A 15,312-nucleotide genomic window follows, 5' to 3' on the forward strand; every position below is an offset into this window, starting at 1 on the left:
ACCGCAGAGGAGAGCAGAAACAGAATCTCCTTCTGGAATGGTATCTCTATGCGGAAGCCAAACCAGAGCTGAATCATCTCGGAGAGCGCGAGGATGGGTATCGTCAGAGCGAGGCAGACGAAGAAGCGCTTCCTGAACTCAACTATGTGGTGCTCGTGGGTGTGCTTCGCAGGAGCATGCTGCGCGTGTGTATCTCCACTCTCACCTTTCTCATCATGTCCTGAATGCTCTTGGGTCATTTAATCCCCCTCTGAGCTTCGCCAACATCCATTGATATTACTCTGCATTCACCTACTTAATCCTTTCCAACTGGTGCGCATGCCACCTGCGTGCTTGCTTTGCTTAATAAAAACTTATGGGCCAGAGACAGTCCTAAAACCCGCCTTTTTCCATGCGAGAATACCCCCTCGAACATTGTAGAGTTCCTTAAAGCCATGTTTCTGGAGTATCTGGCAGGCACGGGAGCTCCGGGCCCCGCTTCTGCAGAAGCAGGCCAATATCGCCTTCTCCTTGTCCAGCTCATCTAATCTTTCTGGAAGTTCATCCAGCGAACCCACTTTGCATCTTCCACGTGCTCGGCATGGTATTCCTCGGATGTACGGACATCAAGCAGCACAGCGTCCCCGTCCCTAATCATCTCTATTGCATCTTCGACTGTTATCTCTCTTATTTTTCCATCACCCATTTAGCAATCACCATAAAAAATCCATATGAGAGTAGAAAATTCTATCGCTTTATATTATTAAAAATGTATCTGCAAAAAGTTTCAAAAAACAAAAAGAGGGGATTACCTGTTTATTGGATAGTAGTAGTTTACGCCGTTTATCTCTTCTTTCCTGAGGTGCTTGTACAGCATGTTGTAGTATATAAACATCTTCAGGTGCGAATCCGTGACCCTGTAACCCTGCTGGCGAACCCTCTCCACAATCTGCTTGCCATTGAGCTTCTCTCCCTCTTTAAAAACACCCAAAATCACATTCACCTTGTGCGAGACATTTCCAAACTTCTTCACACGCATCACCCCCATTACCATACAACCTCCTGTTTTCGGTCTGAAAGGTTTACAAGATTCTTTATACCGGCAACTCTTTCAAACACAGTGCCAAAACCCCGTGTAGCTGCACCACCCGCAAGAGCATCGTTCATAAGCTCGTCCACAACCTGCAGGACCTTCTCCTGGCTGTTGAAGTATCCCAGCATCCCCAGAGGGATAACCGCAAGAACATACCCATTGGTCTCCTTTACCCTGCAGAGACCCGGAAATGCATGCTTCAGCTTGTTTGCGAGCTCAAGCCCCCTTGTGCTCCTGCCTGCAAGGTAGACAACACTTCCCTTAATCCCATAAACCAGCACCGTAGATACGCCCTCCATCTTCAGCAGCCTATCCACCACCCCGGGCAGATGCTCGAGGTCACTGTTTTCAATGAATTCCACATTGAGCATGAGGAAGTCGCCTTTGGTTGAGACATTCCCGGCCACCTCCTTTAAAAACTCCTTGCTGAGCATAATCTACTCCTCCGCATCTATTTCGTGTTTAATTACCACAAAACCGGCACCTTCAATGGGTATGAGGACATAATTGGAGATATCGCGCTTCTCAGAGAAGCACAGCAGGGAATATGTCCTCGATGGATAATGCTGATGCGAACCCAGTTCATGGGTACCGACATTGTGGGGAACACAGACCTCAGACATTTCGCCACCCTCCAAAAGGGGGGGAAGGGGTTAGAAGATGTAGTCGATGCCCAGATTTGCTATCATCGCAGGCACTTCGCGCTCTGTCTGCATCGCCGGTCGGGATGGGATTCTGTGCTGCTTGGGGCGGGCGAAGTGAGATATCTGCGCCCGCTGGGGTATCTGAATATCGCTGCTCTCAGGACCCATTATGTCAGGTGAATGAACACCTGTCATAATCACCATGACCTGGATCATGCCATTGTATTCGGGGTCGATGCGAGCGCCCCAGATAACATTGGAATCCTCTCGCAGATAGCTCGTGGCAATCTCGCCTATTCTGGTAGCCTCCGCAAGCGTCAGATCCTCGCCGCCGGTGATGTGCACCAGTGCACCTGTGGCGCCGCGGTAGTCCACCTCCAGCAGAGGATTTTCAAGCGCATGGAGCACCGCCTCCTCAGCGCGGTTACGGGTGTCACTCTCACCCAGGCCTATCATGGCAATGCCATTCCTCGAGCCCTCGCGCATGACAGCGCGAACATCAGCAAAGTCGAGGTTGACAAGGCTGGGCATGGATATGGTCTCTGTAATACCCTTGACCATCCGCGCGAGCACCTCGTCAGCCACAGCGAAGGCGTCGTTCATGGGCAGATCGGGCACATAGCCGAGAAGCTTGTTGTTGTCTATAACAACCACACTGTCGGCATTGGTGCGCAGCTTCACCAGGGCATTCTTTGCCTTGCCGATGCGCGCGCGCTCTATCTTGAAGGGCATTGTAACTGCGCCGACAACAACCGCCCCCAGGTCCTTGGCAACCTCCGCAACCACAGGAAGTGAGCCCGTACCAGTGCCGCCACCAAGACCGCCGGTTACGAAAACCAGGTCAGCACCGTTGAGGAGGTCCTTCAGTGCGGGCGTGGCTTCGATTGCCGCCTGCTCCCCCACCTCCGGATAGCCACCCGCTCCCAGGCCTTTGGTGATTTCATAACCTATGAGCACCTTTTTGTCGGCCTTTATAACAGAGAGGTGCTGCTTATCGGTATTTATTGCTATCAGCTGGGCACCGTTAATTCCAATGTGGGCAAGGCGGTTTATGGTGTTGTTTCCGGCACCGCCACACCCCACCACGACGATTTTAGCTTCGCCGATCTCCTTTTCCATGGCATCTAACATCTGCATCTTCTCGGTGTTTTCCTTCGCTTTTTCCAGGATGCTTCTCATTTTTTTCTTACCCCCCGGTATTCATCTTTATTCACTTGTTCACAAAACACATATATAAACCTTTCGATTTGAATTTTGAAACATCTTTCAACAAAAATAGCTGTAGATATATTCTTTATCATTATTGTTGTGGATATCTATCGTTGTTGCTCATATTTAAAGGATATGCACAAGCTTTATATATGCAGGTATTCACTGAATAATGTTAACATCTGTGAATGTGAATAAGTTGGTGAAGATGGAGTACTTTGAAATCTCCCTGGAGACAAAAGAGAGCAGCGGTACTTCACGCCTGAAGCTTGAGGGCCTGGATTACACCGAGGTAAAGGAAAAGGTCAAGGAACATCTCAACTACATATTCCACAGTGAAAGGTTTGTCGGAATAAAAATCTGGGCGAGGGGCGAAGACAAAGAGGTGGAGAGGGAATTCAAAAGGCTGAGTCACAGAACGGCGCTGGAAAAGGTGCTTGATTTTCTGTCCTATATATACGGTGTGGAGCCTGAATTTGAGGAGGAATTCGCTCCTGCGGTGGAAAACTGGCTGAGCAGATACAACATAGAAACCATGACGCAGAAAGAGAAGCTCCTTCTGCTGCTCAGGCACAGCCACCCCGGGGAGTGGGTTCGCTCTCAGGAGATACAGGAGGAGTACGAGATATTATTTGGAGAGAGGATAAAGCTGAGCAGCCTCTCAACATATCTCTCGCGATTTTATGAGTCGGGTCTTTTGCAGAGGCGCGGCTCCCGGGCGCAGTGGGAGTACCGGCTCCAGGAGACTGCACAGCTAGAAGCTTAAACTACTCAAAAACTCCTCTATCGCCCTGTATTCCCCTGCGGGCATTGTTCGGCGCATTACTTTTTTGAGATGCCCTTCTCTGTCCCTCCTGCCCCTGCTCAGATCTATAGCAAGCTCAACCGCCGCGAAGAAACCGCGGCATGGTGCCTGGGGCAGGGGCTTGAGCACCTTAACTTCTTTCACCCTGCCCTTCACAACGCTTACCCTGCTCATGCCCAGCGAATCACTCAGTGAATAGCTTCTAACCACCCTCGTCTCAAGGGCAGCATAAGCATGGGCAGCTTTTAAATAGGGTGCCTTGACCTTTGACCTCTCGACTTCCTCCAAACTGACTTCAGGCACATGCTTCAGGAGCGCCGATTTGAGAAAAAGCAGCGGGTCGTAGATTATGTTCAGCACTGCACACCCCTCGCGGGTTATATTTGCGAGGGTGTCGCTTTTCTCGTGTATTTTGAGTACCACCTCAGCCTCCCCAAGCGTATAAATCCCCATGGGTGCGGCATTCGCAGAGCCGTCGCTGTTGTATGTGGTAACTATGCATTCCACCACTCCCCCTTTCTTAAAGCCCAGTGGACCTAGCATGCAATCACCTACGGTTTAATTCCGCTGATAAGCCCGACGAAAAGCGCCCCGCCGACAAGGTCTGCGGTTGTGCCCGGGTTCAGCGTGTTGCCCTCGCTGCGAAGGTATTCATCCAGCTCTTCCAGAGCCTGTTGCGTAATCCCTGCCTCCAGCACCGAGCGAGCGCGTTTTGATACCTCCTCCGCCGCCCGCCTGCCGGCTTTCTTTATTATAAGTGAATCCGGAACCCTGGAGAGGATTTGCAGAAAGCACTCCACTGTGGCGCTGCGTATATCCCCCGAGGTTTCATATGCTCGCCTCAGGGCAGGGTAGCCCAGCTCAAAGGTTACAGGGTAGCCACGCGTGAGCTCAGCTGCAACGGCATCGTCGCTGCTCATAGCCATGACTTGGTGCAGGGTTACCCCTCGACTTGAGATTTCAGCAAGGCTGCGAGGGTCAAAGACATCCAGGCTTGAGGTGCTACGCAGCCTTGGCGAAGCTATCCTTATACCCTCATACAGATTCAGGGTGTCCCTGTAGGTCGTTGCTCTCACCAGCATGCGGGTGCTCTCCCTCAGGGCGCCGAGCTCAACCTTCCCTGTTCCTCCGAGCACATAGCCGGCGCCTGCGCAAAGGGGCAGGAGAAGCATCGCCTCGCCAAGAATTGTGTTACCTCCGCGGTGCCAGCGCTTTGCCTGAGCCACGGCTTTCTTGATCAGCCTCCCCATGCCTATCTTTTCAATCGCCAGCTTACCTCTGGCTGCGCTGTGGCCTCGCTGCGCTGCCTCCTCTGCCACATGACCAAAAGCGGCGGCGCTCGCCAGAAAGTGTTCATAGCGCGTGTCCTCAAAGTCTCTGCCGCAGGTCACATTCCCGGGCTTGGGTGAAGAGACCTCCAGCAGCAGCGCAAGCTGTGCCGCAGTGGCGATATCCTTTATTCTCATCTTATTCACCTTATTGTGTAAGCAATGTAAACAGGCACCGCGTACAGGGCTGTGAAGAAGAATCCCTGCCACCTCTCAAGCCTTCGCCTCGCCACGCTTATGCCTGCGATGAAGGTGAGAAGTGTCATCGCTGTAAACTGGGGTGAGATAATGCCTGAGACGCTCCCATTTCCTGTGATGAAGGCTATCAAGGGCATCGTACCAAGGAGGACAGAGTTGTGGTTGACCTTGGAACCAATAAAGTTTGCCACGCAGGGGACCTATGGTTATGGCTATTGTGACCGGACTTTTACAGCAGCGCCTATTATTAAGTAGCCCGCACCCTTGATAAATCTCTCCCTTGTAATCTTAATCCTGTGCTTCCTGCCAAATTCCCTCGCGGCCATGGCGAGGTGCACAATCGCTGCACCCACGGCGCTTCCCAGAGCGACATCGTACTCGTCCATGATGCTTCCGGCGAAGTTTGGCCCGTACTTCTCTGCTATCATCTCCGCACCGTGGCTGAGCAGCGCTGCGGCAAACACTATAATCGAGAAAAGCACCAGCGTTTCGAGGATTACCATCGGACTACCCCATAATTTCCATTAAAAACCTGGCAAGGGCTCTGCTGTCCTCAGGGGTCTTCATTATCGTATTGGTCCTATATATCTCCACACCCTCAACCACAAACTCCTCCTCTCTGGCATCAACCACAAAGTTTGCGGCAACCTCGCTGTAGAAGTGCGCCACGCCCCGCGAAGCTGGCTCTATGCCGGCGGCCCTTAAAAATTTGTCAGCAGGCCCGCTTACGGGTCTTCCTCCCACTATGGGCGAGACAGCAACTACGCTATCACGCCTCTTTTTAATAGCCCTTTTCAGCCCCTTAAGAGAAAGTATTGGAAGTATGCTGGTAACAGGGTTGCTGGGCCCTATCACAATAAACTCCGCCTGCTCAATGGCGCTGATACAGGCATCACACGGCTCAGCCTCGCCCTCGAAGCGCACCCTCTCTATCTCAGGCATGGAGCGGTGCTTTATGAGGTACTCGTGGAGATTCATCTCCCCCAGGGGGGTGACCACCACAGTGCTGAGGCGCTGGTTGCTCATTGGCAGAACCTTGGCTTTTACACCGAGAGCTCTGCACAGCCTCTGTGTTACCTCCTCCAGGCTCAGACCCCGCCTAAGGTATTCGCCCCTGAAGATGTGCGTGGCTCTATCCAGGTCGCCTATGTTCATGAATTCCCCAAAGCCCAGCTTAAGAAGCTGTTCATGGGTTGCGAAGCTGTCGCCCCTGATTCCATACCAGGTCTCTTCATTCACAATGCCTGCGAGGGTGTAAATCACCGTGTCTATATCTGGCGAGAGGTAACCGTGGGGCAGCCAGATGTCTTCGGCGGTGTTTACAATAACCGCCATCTCTTCCTGAGGCAGGAGCTGCATAAACCCCTGAAGCAGTTTCGGCGTACCTGTTCCGCCTGAAAGTAGGGTTATCATCTCCTGTTAATATAGGCTATTGCTTTATCTTACTTTCTACCCCCTCTGGCGGTAGGAAACCGGAACACCTACCTGGGTATCTCTGCCACATTGGTTGTGAGCTTGGCGTACTTCACGCCCTTAATCGCGGTCAGTCGATTTAGAAGCTGCTTTATAGCGTTGCTCTTCCCGCGCACAACTATAACCTCGAGGCAGTGGTGCCTGTCCAGGTGGATGTGGAGTGAGGAATCTATTAGCTCAGAGAAGTCGTGCTGCGCATCGGTAAGCCTGTCGAGCACATTGCTCTCGTCGTGGTCGTATATTATTGAGATGGTGCCGGCGATTTCACCGGAAATCTGACTGATAACTCCATGTTCTATAATATAACTCCTTATAGCATCGCGTATCCCTTCGCTTCTTGACACATACCCCTTCTCTTCCAGAATTCTGTCAAACTCTTCCAGAAGTTTTTCAGGTAGTGAGATGCTTATTCTCTCCATACCTGTGATTCTATTCGCGAGGTTTTAAATCTTGCGCAGAGGTTTCCTCCCAGATGTGCTTGAAGTAGTTTCTGTACAGCTTTATGCAGCCCGGATTGCGGTTGTAGAGTGCAAAAAAGTAGTTTGCAGGGTCTTCGCTGGCAAGGATAAGCTCTCTGTCGTCGACCACAACGAAGCGAGAGTGGTCATGGGGGTAGCGCCTGTATTCCACGCCTATCCTGTCAAATAGCTCTACTGTGCTATCGCTGAACTCTCCCAGTGCCTTTATAACCACGCCCCGCTTATGCGCATCTTCCAGCGCCCTGGCGATAGCATCGCTGGTAACAGGCTTTATCCCCATGATGAGCACCTCACGCTGAGCACTCTCCAGCATTTTAATCAGCCTGTCGCGGATATTACCTCTGCCCTTGAGCATCCAGATTACCTCATTGAAGGAGACCTCATCCATGTGCTTCCTGTACACAGGTGTGAGTTTTTTTATCAGCTCCTCAACCGCCTTTACGCGGAGCCCGAGTTCCTTTGACAGTATCTCCCGCGGGTCAACTGCGCGGTATCTTCTTGGCCTCCCGGGCTGGACCACCACATACCCACGGCGCTCCAGGTTTTCCAGGATATCATACTCTCTGGAGTAAGGAATCTGAGCAATCTCGCGTATCTCTTTGACAGTCGCGGTGCCTTTCGCCACGAGCGCCAGGTAGGTTCGCGATTCGTATTCTGTGAGATTCATCAGCCTGAGATTCTCTATCAACCTCTCATCCAGCATTTGCATACCTCACTCTAATATAGTGGGAAAACTTTATATATATTATTTACTTAAAATCAAGTAAAAAAATTGGAGGTGTGACTGTGGTCGAGGCTGATGAGGTTCTGGATACCAGTGGCTTAAGCTGTCCAATGCCGGTGCTCAAGGCCAAGAAAGCAATGGACAACCTCGCCCCTGGAAAGGTCCTGAAGATAATAGCCACAGACAAGGGCTCAAAGGGCGACATACCTGCGTGGGCAAAGAACATGGGATTTGAGGTGTTGGAGATGAGCGAGGAAGGCGAGAAGTTTATATTCTATGTCAAAAAGGGAGCTGGTGAAAATGGGAAAGGAGAATGAGAAAAAAAAACTGTGTATAATTGTTAGCAAAGGGACCATGGATTCTGCATACCCGGCGCTTATACTTGCAAGCACCGCCGCGAGCATGGACTGGGATGCACACCTGTTCTTCACCTTCTATGGCCTGGATATAATCAACAAGAAGAAGTACAAGAGCCTAAAGGTTGCACCCATAGCAAACCCGGCGATGCCAATGCCCGTGCCAAACATTGTAGGCATGCTGCCCGGCATGACCGCCATGGCCACGATGATGATGAAGAGCATGATGAAGAAGAGCAATGTGCCCGGCATCGAGGACTTAATAAATATGTGCAAGGAGATGGGCGTTAAGTTCTATGGGTGTCAGATGACAATGGATGTGATGGGCTGCCCAGAGAGCGACCTCCTGCCTGTGGTGGACGCATGCCTGGGTGCAGCGGGTTTCCTCGACATCGCCAGCGACGCCGATATAACCCTCTTTATATGAGCGAGGAATAAGCTGATGGGAGGAATCCCGGAAGAGGTGGCTAGAACAGTATGTTCCCTCTGCACCTCGGCAAAGCTGGAGTCGATTAAGAAGGTGGACGCAGAGGCGCTGAAGGGTGAGATTGAAGAGAGGCAGGGACGAGGCTTTACAGGGGTGCTGAGGCTCAGCTTTAAGGAGGGAGAAAAGCTCGTCTCCCTGTACTTCCTCTTTCTCTGCGGCACAAGAGTTCTGGTGATGAAGGAGGTGGTTTCCCCCTCCGGCGATTCCACCTTCTATGCCGTCTCTGAAGCAGGGCTGAGGGAGGGTGCCCTTGAAATTTTGCTTGTGGAAGAGACGGCAATTAAGAGGGTGGCCGAGAAGCTACCAGAGGCCGCCAGCGTTGAAGTCGAAGCCCCCTCGCGAGCGGCATCTCCAGAGATACCTGATGAGATTCTGAAGTTTAAGCAGAGAATCATGGCCGATGCCGAGAAGGCGGCCCGGAAAGCCCTGGATGAGCTCAGGCCAAGGGCGAGCGTGGAGCACCTAAGAAAGAAGGAGCTCTCCGGTGAGAAGTGCAGAGAGATTTTGGATATTATCGAAAGGGAGCTCAGGACAACTTTCGGGGAGGTAAAGGGCAGGAACCTTCTCAGGCTCAGGCTTACAGAGATGAGGTTTAATGAAGAGGAAGCCTCCTGCGCGGCGGTGGTTGAACTTATAAACTACTTCAGGAATACCGCCCTTAAGAACAAACTGGGGAGGGAAGAAGCAGATAGGGTGGCTGACAGAATGCTGTGGAGGCTTGCGAAGATAGCTGAGGAGTAGCTAGGCAATTTCTGCGTTGGATTCTGGACATCTTCCGCTTCACCGTTAAAATTTTATATAATGAACATTAAATATATTTTAATGGTGATAAGGATGAAAAGTGCCAGTCTGGGAATTGTGTTAATTTTGGCTCTTTTTCTGGTTTCGGGTGTTTATGCAGCTGAAGTAAAGCCCTTCTACGACAGACCTCTTGTTCTGGGTGCAAGTCCTCTCCACATCATTCAGATGATGGGCTGGGGAGTTGCTGTTATCTTTGCCTGGAAATTCAGAGGGATGGTGGAGGGCGCCACAAGAGCATGGAACACCGTATTCGTGGGCACACTCCTTTTTGCTCTCAGAGTATACTGGAAGTTTGTACCTGGCTACGGTGAGTCCTTTCTGCTTCAGGAGATAAGATATTTCCTGGGCATCTTTGCAGCAGGGCTCATAATGCTGGGTTTTATTGACTACTATATTACAGCAAGCAGGATTATGGAGGTGGAGTAGATGCGCGGGGTTATTCTGACCATAATTGTCCTTATATTCCTCACAGCACCTGTATTTGCTTTAACCTCTGAGGAGAAGGCAACAATTGAAAGGGTCAGACTCATGGAAGATTCTATATGGCTCTTTGCTTCAGTTTTTCTGGTGTTCTTCTCCTATCAGCTCAGAAAAATTTATGCAGGCGGTGCCATGGAAAAGACCTTCACCCTATTTACCCTTGCCTTTGGTCTCATGATGTTATGGAAGTTCCTCGGTGTTATTCAACGCGTCTACGGTATAGAGGCCGAGCTGATTAGGGAGCTGATTGGCGAGGGCGGCTCAGGATTTATGATGGGGGTTGCCTATTATGCTATGTGGAGAATGCTTAAAGGAGAAGAATAGCGGTATGCTGGATGACAAGATGCTCAGAAATTTAATAAACCTGTGCAGCGGCGGGAAGTTCTCAGGGGTAGTGATGTTCAGCGAAGAGGAGTTCGATAGAGAGCTTGAAAGATTCAGGGTACAGGGCTTCTCCGGCGCCCTGCGCATCAGCTTCAGAAGTAATGGAAAGCTCCACTCTGAGTGGCTTATATTCTGTGACGGAGAACTAAAGGTGGTGGTTTATGAGAGGGATGTCGCAGCACTCGTGCCTGAATTGGAGATACTGGACGAGATTAAAGCCAGAGATGGTGCAGCCGAGATTATCGAGTTTCCTGACAGTGTGAGGAGAACTGTGGAGGAGATTCTGGAAGAGTACAGTCCTGCCGTAACACAGGAGGTAAAAACCGAAGAGGTGGTTGAGACTCCTATTGAGGACAGAGAGGCCCTGCTGAAGAAGTACAGAATAAGGGTAAATGAGGAAGAGATTCAGTTTCTAATAGAGGGATTCAGGCAGGAGGAAGAGGCGGACCATATTATTATCACCATGAAGGAATCACTGTCAAAGCTGATGGGCCCAAAGATGGCTGAGAAGCTCGTATATAGCGAGATGAAAAAGCTGGGCAGTGAGGGCGGAATACGGATGGACGATGTGGAGAGGCTTTTAAACAGGGTTTATAAGGCAATAGCTTTCCAGGTGGGAAAAAAGAAAGCTGGTGCGCTGATTGATGATATTAAATCCATGGCCGCAATAACCTAGAGCTCCCTGCAGCCGCCCCGGGAAACTGGGAAAACTATAAAAGAGTATCACTGAAAATAAGTAGTTGAATTTAAAAGAAGCCCCGGAGGCATTGGTGAAATGCAGGAGATACTGGAGAGGATTCTCATAGATTTTGTTAAAATTGGTGGTGTGACCGCAGCAGGTATAATCGACATGGATGGGCTTATTGTTGCTTCGCATTCCCCACGCATGAGTCATGAGGAGCAGGAGATGGTGGGCGGGATGATGGCCCAGCTTCTAAATGCGGCCATGGAGGTGTCTGCCACCACAGCTCTCGGCGATGTTCACGACCTGATATCTGAGATGGAAAATGGGAAATTCTTTATTATTACAGCCGATGGCGTCTTCTTCTGGTTTTTTACAGAGCCAAACATAAATCTCGGCTATATACGCGTACAGGCAAAGAAAACAGTAGCGAAGATTAAAAGCTCCCTCTCGAGCTAGGAAAAGTTTAATAGCGCAGACGACAACCTTATTTCATGGAGGCGAGGTTCTATACGCCAGCGGAGGAGGGTAAAGTCAGGTGCTATCTTTGCAATCACCGATGCCTTATCTCTCCCGGGAAGCGTGGCATATGCGGTGTCAGGGAAAATAAAAAGGGAAAGCTCTATACGCTTGTTTATGGCAAAGCTATAGCCTACAACATAGACCCTATTGAGAAGAAGCCCCTTTACCACTTCCTTCCCGGCACAACGAGCTACTCCATCGCCACAGTCGGGTGCAACTTCCGCTGCCTTCACTGCCAGAACTGGGAGATTTCCCAGATGCCCAGGGAGAGGGCTGAGATTGCGGGTTTAAGCCTTCCGCCTGAAGAGGTGGTGAAACAGGCTTCCAAGTACAACTGTGCGAGCATCTCCTACACCTACACAGAACCCACAATCTTCGCAGAGTATGCTATGGACTGCGCAAAGCTCGCAAAGGAAAGGGGAATCAAGAATGTATTTGTCACCAACGGCTACATAACCCCCGAAGCCCTTCGCGAGGTTGCTCCCTATCTAGATGCTGCGAACATCGACCTCAAGGGCTTTACAGAGGAGTTTTATCGCAAGGTTTGTGGCGCAAGGCTAAAGCCTGTGCTGGAGAGTATAAGGCTCTACAAGGAGCTTGGCATCTGGATAGAGGTTACGACACTGATAATCCCTGGCTACAATGACGATGAGGAACAGCTGAGGGGAATAGCGAGGTTTATAAAGAGCGTTGGCGAGAGCATACCCTGGCATGTGACGCGCTTCCATCCAGAGTACAAGCTTATGGGCGTCCCCTCCACACCTCTGGAGACCCTCAGACGGGCAAGGGAGATAGGTGAGGAGGAGGGGCTGATGTATGTTTATATTGGTAATGTGCTCGGCGAGGGAGAGGACACGCGATGCCACAGCTGCGGCGAGGTTCTAATTAAAAGGTATGGTTTTGATATCCTCAAATGCAGCATAGAATGCCCAAAATGCGGAGTGAAAATTCACGGAGTGTGGGAGTAGCTCAGGGGTAAGTCTTCCTAAAGATGTTCTCGATTTCCCTGTAAATCTCTTTTTTCCTCTCTTCTATTAGAAACAGCTTCTTTGCAATGGGAAGACTCTTAAATTCAACACTATTAGGGTCTATTTTCACCCTGCTCCCTCCTATTTGTTACTGGTATTTTGGAGGCCATTTCTACTCTGCACAAGAGTATATAAAATTTTCTTTTTGCCAGGGGCTGTTGCATATGGAAGCTTTGAGCAGGTTAAACAAAGAGCAGTTTAGAGTGAGGTGTTCCCGGCATGGTATTTGTGCTTTACAATACCGCTACACGAAAAAAGGAGCCTTTTATACCTCTAAAACAGGGAGAGGTTTCCATCTACACCTGCGGTCCCACTGTGCACGACTATGCTCATATAGGCAACTTTCGCACCTTTGTGTTTCAGGATTTGCTGAGGAGGTGGCTCAGGTACAGGGGCTACAGGGTAAAGCAGGTGATGAATATAACGGACGTGGATGAGAAAACCATTGAGAGGGCAAAGCGCAAGAGGGTTGGATTAAAGGAAATCACATCTCATTATGAGAGGGCATTTTTTGAGGATCTGGCAAGGCTGAACATGGAGAGGGCTGAGTATTATCCTCGAGCGAGTGAGCACATACCGGAGATGGTGAGGATAGCGAAGGAGCTCCTTGAAAGGGGCTATGCCTTCAGGGCAGAGGACGGCACTGTATATTTTGATGTGAACTCCTTCAAAGAGTATGGCTCCCTTTCAGGAAAAAGACCTGTTAAAAAGGTGAGGCGAAGGGCGAAGAGGGAGGACTATACACAGCCTGCCCACTTCGCTCTATGGATACCATGGGGTGAGAGGCAGGCGGTAGCTTGGGAGACAGAACTCGGCAGGGGAATACCCGCCTGGAACTGCGAGTGCAGCGCCATGGCGCTGAAGTACCTGGGGGAGAGCATAGACATCCACTCCGGAGGTGTTGACCTAATCTTCCCGCATCATGAGAATGGAAAGGGTATCTGCGAGGCGCTTACAGGAAAACAATTCGCCAGGTACTGGCTTCACTGCGAGCACCTAATCATCGAGGGGGAAAAGATGTCAAAAACGCTGAGAAACTACTTTACCCTCAGGGATATGCTTAAAAGGGGATACTCGCCTATCGCTGTTAGACTCCTGCTCCTTTCAAAGCACTACCGCAGGGAGCTCAACTTCACCTTTGAGAAGCTGGAAGAGGCTGAAGAAAGGGTAGAAGAGCTGAGGGAGTTTGTCGAGGAGCTTAGAGAGGTAGAAGGAGGAGAGAGCCGGGAGGAGGTGCGGGAAGACCTGAGGAGGATGAAGCTCGCCTTTGAAAATGCCATGGATGACGACCTCAATGTGGAAGAAGCTCTGAGGGCGTTTTTTAATTTTGTTGACACATATCGCGAGAAGGAAGTTGGAGGCAAGGATGCAGAAGAGATACTCAGGACCCTCAGGGAGCTGGACAGTGTGCTGGGGATTTTGAAGATGGGTAAGATTTAAGTTTGAGGAAAAATACCCTAACGTATAGTAAGAGGGGAGGTAAAAATGTTTGGAGGGGAGAGAAATTTTTTGATTCTCTGTGTAATATTTTTAATTGCAATTAGCGGATGCGTGGGTGAGAAGGTCTCGAGGCCAGAGGCACCTCCCATCCAGCCACCGAACCAGCTATCGAGGCTGGAGGCACCTCCTGCGACAGCACCTGTGCCTCCCCAAAGCCCACCTGCTGTGGAGTTCAGATTGACGAGGAAAATCGAAGTTGGCGATGGGGTTTACTCTGGAATCTTGGCCGTCAACGACTACTTTTATGTTTCCTTTGAAAATAATGGGCGCGTATACGTGAAAGAGTACGACCGCAATTTCACTCCCACCGGGAAACAACATCAGCTCACCAAAAGTGGGGAGAGGGTGGCGGACCATCAAATGGTCTTCGGAGATAACCACTTTTACCTCGTGTACAGCGTCCCTGAAAAGGGTGATTTAATTCTGAAGAAATTCGACAGGGACTGGAAGGAGATAGGAACCGTCACAGTAGTTTCCAATGCTCCAGAGCCAATAAATGATATGCTGCTCTCCTATGCTGATGGTTTTCTTTATGTAGGTACAGTCCAACCGCTGGGACAACCAGGGCAACAGCCACTTGGGCCGCCGGGACAACCACCTCCTCCTGGCTTTGGTCAGCATATATGGAAATACAGCACAGATTTGAGGCTTTTGGACGAGCTTGCGATAATGGATGTTCCCAGCGAAATAGGTTCAAGTATGCTCTTTGTAAATGGTACCTTTGTCATCGTCTCCTCAGACAGATTCTGGGATGACTCCAGTCTCATCGTGATGCGCTATGATGAAGACTGGAGCTTCATAGATTCAAAGGTCATCTCCGCAGTTTCAGGGGCAAATGAGCGTTTTCCAATGGGCTTTGTGTTTAGCAACGGGCGCTACTTCGTGAGCTACACCCATCAGACCGGCGATATCTCCTCACCCCCACCGGGCGAGCTACCCCCGGATTATGGGGATGTGATTTTAAAGGCCTTCGACCAGGACTGGAACCTGCTGGGCCAGACAAAAGTTACAGATGACCTCCCGGCAAACAGCGCGAATCGAGCCCATCTTGCCATGGTAGACGATAGGATTTACGTTTCCTACGATACCAGGGACTTCAAAATAATCGTTAAAGAATATCTCATCCGCGAGCTATCCTGA

General features: G+C 50.4%; 23 protein-coding genes and 2 pseudogenes. 11 read left to right on the forward strand and 14 right to left on the reverse strand.

Going from position 1 to position 15,312, the window contains the following annotated elements; translation table 11 throughout:
• From ACXJJW_RS09700 to ftsZ, 6 genes and pseudogenes are all read right to left on the reverse strand, one after another.
• Positions 1 to 239, reverse strand: a pseudogene (locus ACXJJW_RS09700) (heavy metal translocating P-type ATPase); the annotation flags it as partial.
• Between the two features lie 114 nt (positions 240 to 353).
• A pseudogene (locus tag ACXJJW_RS09705) lies at positions 354 to 685 on the reverse strand (rhodanese-like domain-containing protein).
• A gap of 102 nt (positions 686 to 787) precedes the next feature.
• Positions 788 to 1,033, reverse strand: coding sequence for a hypothetical protein (locus tag ACXJJW_RS09710; protein WP_456475547.1), 246 nt, complete (start codon positions 1,031 to 1,033; stop codon positions 788 to 790).
• The gene (locus ACXJJW_RS09715) at positions 1,027 to 1,506 is read right to left on the reverse strand and encodes a hypothetical protein (RefSeq protein WP_456475548.1); all 480 of its coding nucleotides are present in this window, start codon (positions 1,504 to 1,506) and stop codon (positions 1,027 to 1,029) included. The genes ACXJJW_RS09710 and ACXJJW_RS09715 overlap by 7 nt, the downstream gene beginning before the upstream one ends.
• A 3-nt stretch (positions 1,507 to 1,509) precedes the next feature.
• Positions 1,510 to 1,695: a hypothetical protein gene (locus ACXJJW_RS09720; protein ID WP_456475549.1), complete on the reverse strand. Its 186-nt coding sequence runs from the start codon at positions 1,693 to 1,695 to the stop codon at positions 1,510 to 1,512.
• Between the two features lie 30 nt (positions 1,696 to 1,725).
• Positions 1,726 to 2,895 (reverse strand): cell division protein FtsZ, encoded by a 1,170-nt coding sequence (gene ftsZ / locus ACXJJW_RS09725; RefSeq protein WP_456475550.1) that lies wholly within the window; start codon positions 2,893 to 2,895, stop codon positions 1,726 to 1,728.
• Positions 2,896 to 3,097: 202 nt separating this feature from the next.
• Here ftsZ and ACXJJW_RS09730 point away from each other — a divergent pair, with 202 nt between their 5' ends.
• The gene (locus tag ACXJJW_RS09730; protein WP_456475551.1) at positions 3,098 to 3,691 is read left to right on the forward strand and encodes a hypothetical protein; all 594 of its coding nucleotides are present in this window, start codon (positions 3,098 to 3,100) and stop codon (positions 3,689 to 3,691) included.
• Here the strand turns inward: ACXJJW_RS09730 and ACXJJW_RS09735 are convergent.
• The 7 genes from ACXJJW_RS09735 to ACXJJW_RS09765 form a co-directional block, all read right to left on the reverse strand.
• A complete protein-coding gene (locus tag ACXJJW_RS09735) occupies positions 3,680 to 4,273 on the reverse strand; it encodes a DUF447 domain-containing protein (RefSeq protein ID WP_456475552.1) in 594 nt (197 codons plus the stop codon). The two genes, ACXJJW_RS09730 and ACXJJW_RS09735, sit on opposite strands and share 12 nt — an antisense overlap.
• A gap of 8 nt (positions 4,274 to 4,281) precedes the next feature.
• Positions 4,282 to 5,196 (reverse strand): triphosphoribosyl-dephospho-CoA synthase, encoded by a 915-nt coding sequence (locus ACXJJW_RS09740; RefSeq protein WP_456475553.1) that lies wholly within the window; start codon positions 5,194 to 5,196, stop codon positions 4,282 to 4,284.
• A gap of 5 nt (positions 5,197 to 5,201) precedes the next feature.
• Positions 5,202 to 5,447: a calcium:cation antiporter family protein gene (locus tag ACXJJW_RS09745; protein ID WP_456475554.1), complete on the reverse strand. Its 246-nt coding sequence runs from the start codon at positions 5,445 to 5,447 to the stop codon at positions 5,202 to 5,204.
• A gap of 21 nt (positions 5,448 to 5,468) precedes the next feature.
• Entirely contained in the window at positions 5,469 to 5,759 is a 291-nt protein-coding gene (locus tag ACXJJW_RS09750) for a hypothetical protein (RefSeq protein ID WP_456475555.1), read from the reverse strand.
• A gap of 4 nt (positions 5,760 to 5,763) precedes the next feature.
• Positions 5,764 to 6,669, reverse strand: coding sequence for a 2-phospho-L-lactate transferase (cofD, locus tag ACXJJW_RS09755; RefSeq protein WP_456475556.1), 906 nt, complete (start codon positions 6,667 to 6,669; stop codon positions 5,764 to 5,766).
• Between the two features lie 68 nt (positions 6,670 to 6,737).
• Positions 6,738 to 7,157 carry a nickel-responsive transcriptional regulator NikR gene (nikR, locus tag ACXJJW_RS09760; protein ID WP_456475616.1) on the reverse strand — a complete coding sequence of 140 codons (420 nt, stop codon included), beginning with the start codon at positions 7,155 to 7,157 and terminating at the stop codon, positions 6,738 to 6,740.
• 1 nt (position 7,158) lies between these two features.
• Positions 7,159 to 7,911: a TrmB family transcriptional regulator gene (locus ACXJJW_RS09765; RefSeq protein WP_456475557.1), complete on the reverse strand. Its 753-nt coding sequence runs from the start codon at positions 7,909 to 7,911 to the stop codon at positions 7,159 to 7,161.
• Positions 7,912 to 7,994: 83 nt separating this feature from the next.
• Between ACXJJW_RS09765 and ACXJJW_RS09770 the strand changes: the two genes are divergently transcribed.
• From ACXJJW_RS09770 to amrS, 8 genes are all read left to right on the forward strand, one after another.
• The gene (locus tag ACXJJW_RS09770; protein ID WP_456475558.1) at positions 7,995 to 8,249 is read left to right on the forward strand and encodes a sulfurtransferase TusA family protein; all 255 of its coding nucleotides are present in this window, start codon (positions 7,995 to 7,997) and stop codon (positions 8,247 to 8,249) included.
• A complete protein-coding gene (locus ACXJJW_RS09775) occupies positions 8,233 to 8,715 on the forward strand; it encodes a DsrE/DsrF/DrsH-like family protein (protein ID WP_456475559.1) in 483 nt (160 codons plus the stop codon). Before ACXJJW_RS09770 ends, ACXJJW_RS09775 begins: the two co-directional genes overlap by 17 nt.
• A gap of 15 nt (positions 8,716 to 8,730) precedes the next feature.
• A complete protein-coding gene (locus tag ACXJJW_RS09780) occupies positions 8,731 to 9,516 on the forward strand; it encodes a hypothetical protein (RefSeq protein WP_456475560.1) in 786 nt (261 codons plus the stop codon).
• 81 nt (positions 9,517 to 9,597) lie between these two features.
• Positions 9,598 to 10,002, forward strand: coding sequence for a hypothetical protein (locus tag ACXJJW_RS09785; protein ID WP_456475561.1), 405 nt, complete (start codon positions 9,598 to 9,600; stop codon positions 10,000 to 10,002).
• Positions 10,003 to 10,380 (forward strand): hypothetical protein, encoded by a 378-nt coding sequence (locus ACXJJW_RS09790; protein WP_456475562.1) that lies wholly within the window; start codon positions 10,003 to 10,005, stop codon positions 10,378 to 10,380.
• Between the two features lie 4 nt (positions 10,381 to 10,384).
• On the forward strand, positions 10,385 to 11,116 hold the full coding sequence (locus ACXJJW_RS09795; protein WP_456475563.1) for a hypothetical protein: 732 nt from the start codon (positions 10,385 to 10,387) through the stop codon (positions 11,114 to 11,116).
• A 99-nt stretch (positions 11,117 to 11,215) separates the two neighbouring features.
• Entirely contained in the window at positions 11,216 to 11,581 is a 366-nt protein-coding gene (locus tag ACXJJW_RS09800) for a roadblock/LC7 domain-containing protein (RefSeq protein WP_456475564.1), read from the forward strand.
• Between the two features lie 35 nt (positions 11,582 to 11,616).
• The gene (gene amrS / locus ACXJJW_RS09805) at positions 11,617 to 12,612 is read left to right on the forward strand and encodes an AmmeMemoRadiSam system radical SAM enzyme (protein WP_456475565.1); all 996 of its coding nucleotides are present in this window, start codon (positions 11,617 to 11,619) and stop codon (positions 12,610 to 12,612) included.
• 1 nt (position 12,613) lies between these two features.
• On the opposite strand, the gene ACXJJW_RS09810 is transcribed toward amrS, so the two are convergent.
• A complete protein-coding gene (locus tag ACXJJW_RS09810; protein WP_456475566.1) occupies positions 12,614 to 12,742 on the reverse strand; it encodes a hypothetical protein in 129 nt (42 codons plus the stop codon).
• Positions 12,743 to 12,891: 149 nt separating this feature from the next.
• Here ACXJJW_RS09810 and cysS point away from each other — a divergent pair, with 149 nt between their 5' ends.
• Positions 12,892 to 14,112, forward strand: coding sequence for a cysteine--tRNA ligase (gene cysS / locus ACXJJW_RS09815; protein WP_456475567.1), 1,221 nt, complete (start codon positions 12,892 to 12,894; stop codon positions 14,110 to 14,112).
• Between the two features lie 45 nt (positions 14,113 to 14,157).
• Positions 14,158 to 15,312 carry a hypothetical protein gene (locus ACXJJW_RS09820; RefSeq protein WP_456475568.1) on the forward strand — a complete coding sequence of 385 codons (1,155 nt, stop codon included), beginning with the start codon at positions 14,158 to 14,160 and terminating at the stop codon, positions 15,310 to 15,312.

The sequence above is a fragment of the Candidatus Pyrohabitans sp. genome (genome assembly GCF_054014795.1).

What these genes read in the sequence shown, in the direction of transcription:
- ACXJJW_RS09710 (WP_456475547.1), bottom strand. Translation starts at nt 1,033, where the DNA reads ATGGTAATGGGGGTGATGCGTGTGAAGAAGTTTGGAAATGTCTCGCAC.
- ACXJJW_RS09715 (WP_456475548.1), bottom strand. Translation starts at nt 1,506, where the DNA reads ATGCTCAGCAAGGAGTTTTTAAAGGAGGTGGCCGGGAATGTCTCAACC.
- ACXJJW_RS09720 (WP_456475549.1), bottom strand. Translation starts at nt 1,695, where the DNA reads ATGTCTGAGGTCTGTGTTCCCCACAATGTCGGTACCCATGAACTGGGT.
- ftsZ (WP_456475550.1), bottom strand. Translation starts at nt 2,895, where the DNA reads ATGAGAAGCATCCTGGAAAAAGCGAAGGAAAACACCGAGAAGATGCAG.
- ACXJJW_RS09730 (WP_456475551.1), top strand. Translation starts at nt 3,098, where the DNA reads ATGTTAACATCTGTGAATGTGAATAAGTTGGTGAAGATGGAGTACTTT.
- ACXJJW_RS09735 (WP_456475552.1), bottom strand. Translation starts at nt 4,273, where the DNA reads ATGCTAGGTCCACTGGGCTTTAAGAAAGGGGGAGTGGTGGAATGCATA.
- ACXJJW_RS09740 (WP_456475553.1), bottom strand. Translation starts at nt 5,196, where the DNA reads ATGAGAATAAAGGATATCGCCACTGCGGCACAGCTTGCGCTGCTGCTG.
- ACXJJW_RS09750 (WP_456475555.1), bottom strand. Translation starts at nt 5,759, where the DNA reads ATGGTAATCCTCGAAACGCTGGTGCTTTTCTCGATTATAGTGTTTGCC.
- cofD (WP_456475556.1), bottom strand. Translation starts at nt 6,669, where the DNA reads ATGATAACCCTACTTTCAGGCGGAACAGGTACGCCGAAACTGCTTCAG.
- ACXJJW_RS09765 (WP_456475557.1), bottom strand. Translation starts at nt 7,911, where the DNA reads ATGCTGGATGAGAGGTTGATAGAGAATCTCAGGCTGATGAATCTCACA.
- ACXJJW_RS09775 (WP_456475559.1), top strand. Translation starts at nt 8,233, where the DNA reads ATGGGAAAGGAGAATGAGAAAAAAAAACTGTGTATAATTGTTAGCAAA.
- ACXJJW_RS09780 (WP_456475560.1), top strand. Translation starts at nt 8,731, where the DNA reads ATGGGAGGAATCCCGGAAGAGGTGGCTAGAACAGTATGTTCCCTCTGC.
- ACXJJW_RS09785 (WP_456475561.1), top strand. Translation starts at nt 9,598, where the DNA reads ATGGTGATAAGGATGAAAAGTGCCAGTCTGGGAATTGTGTTAATTTTG.
- ACXJJW_RS09790 (WP_456475562.1), top strand. Translation starts at nt 10,003, where the DNA reads ATGCGCGGGGTTATTCTGACCATAATTGTCCTTATATTCCTCACAGCA.
- ACXJJW_RS09795 (WP_456475563.1), top strand. Translation starts at nt 10,385, where the DNA reads ATGCTGGATGACAAGATGCTCAGAAATTTAATAAACCTGTGCAGCGGC.
- ACXJJW_RS09800 (WP_456475564.1), top strand. Translation starts at nt 11,216, where the DNA reads ATGCAGGAGATACTGGAGAGGATTCTCATAGATTTTGTTAAAATTGGT.
- amrS (WP_456475565.1), top strand. Translation starts at nt 11,617, where the DNA reads ATGGAGGCGAGGTTCTATACGCCAGCGGAGGAGGGTAAAGTCAGGTGC.
- cysS (WP_456475567.1), top strand. Translation starts at nt 12,892, where the DNA reads ATGGTATTTGTGCTTTACAATACCGCTACACGAAAAAAGGAGCCTTTT.
- ACXJJW_RS09820 (WP_456475568.1), top strand. Translation starts at nt 14,158, where the DNA reads ATGTTTGGAGGGGAGAGAAATTTTTTGATTCTCTGTGTAATATTTTTA.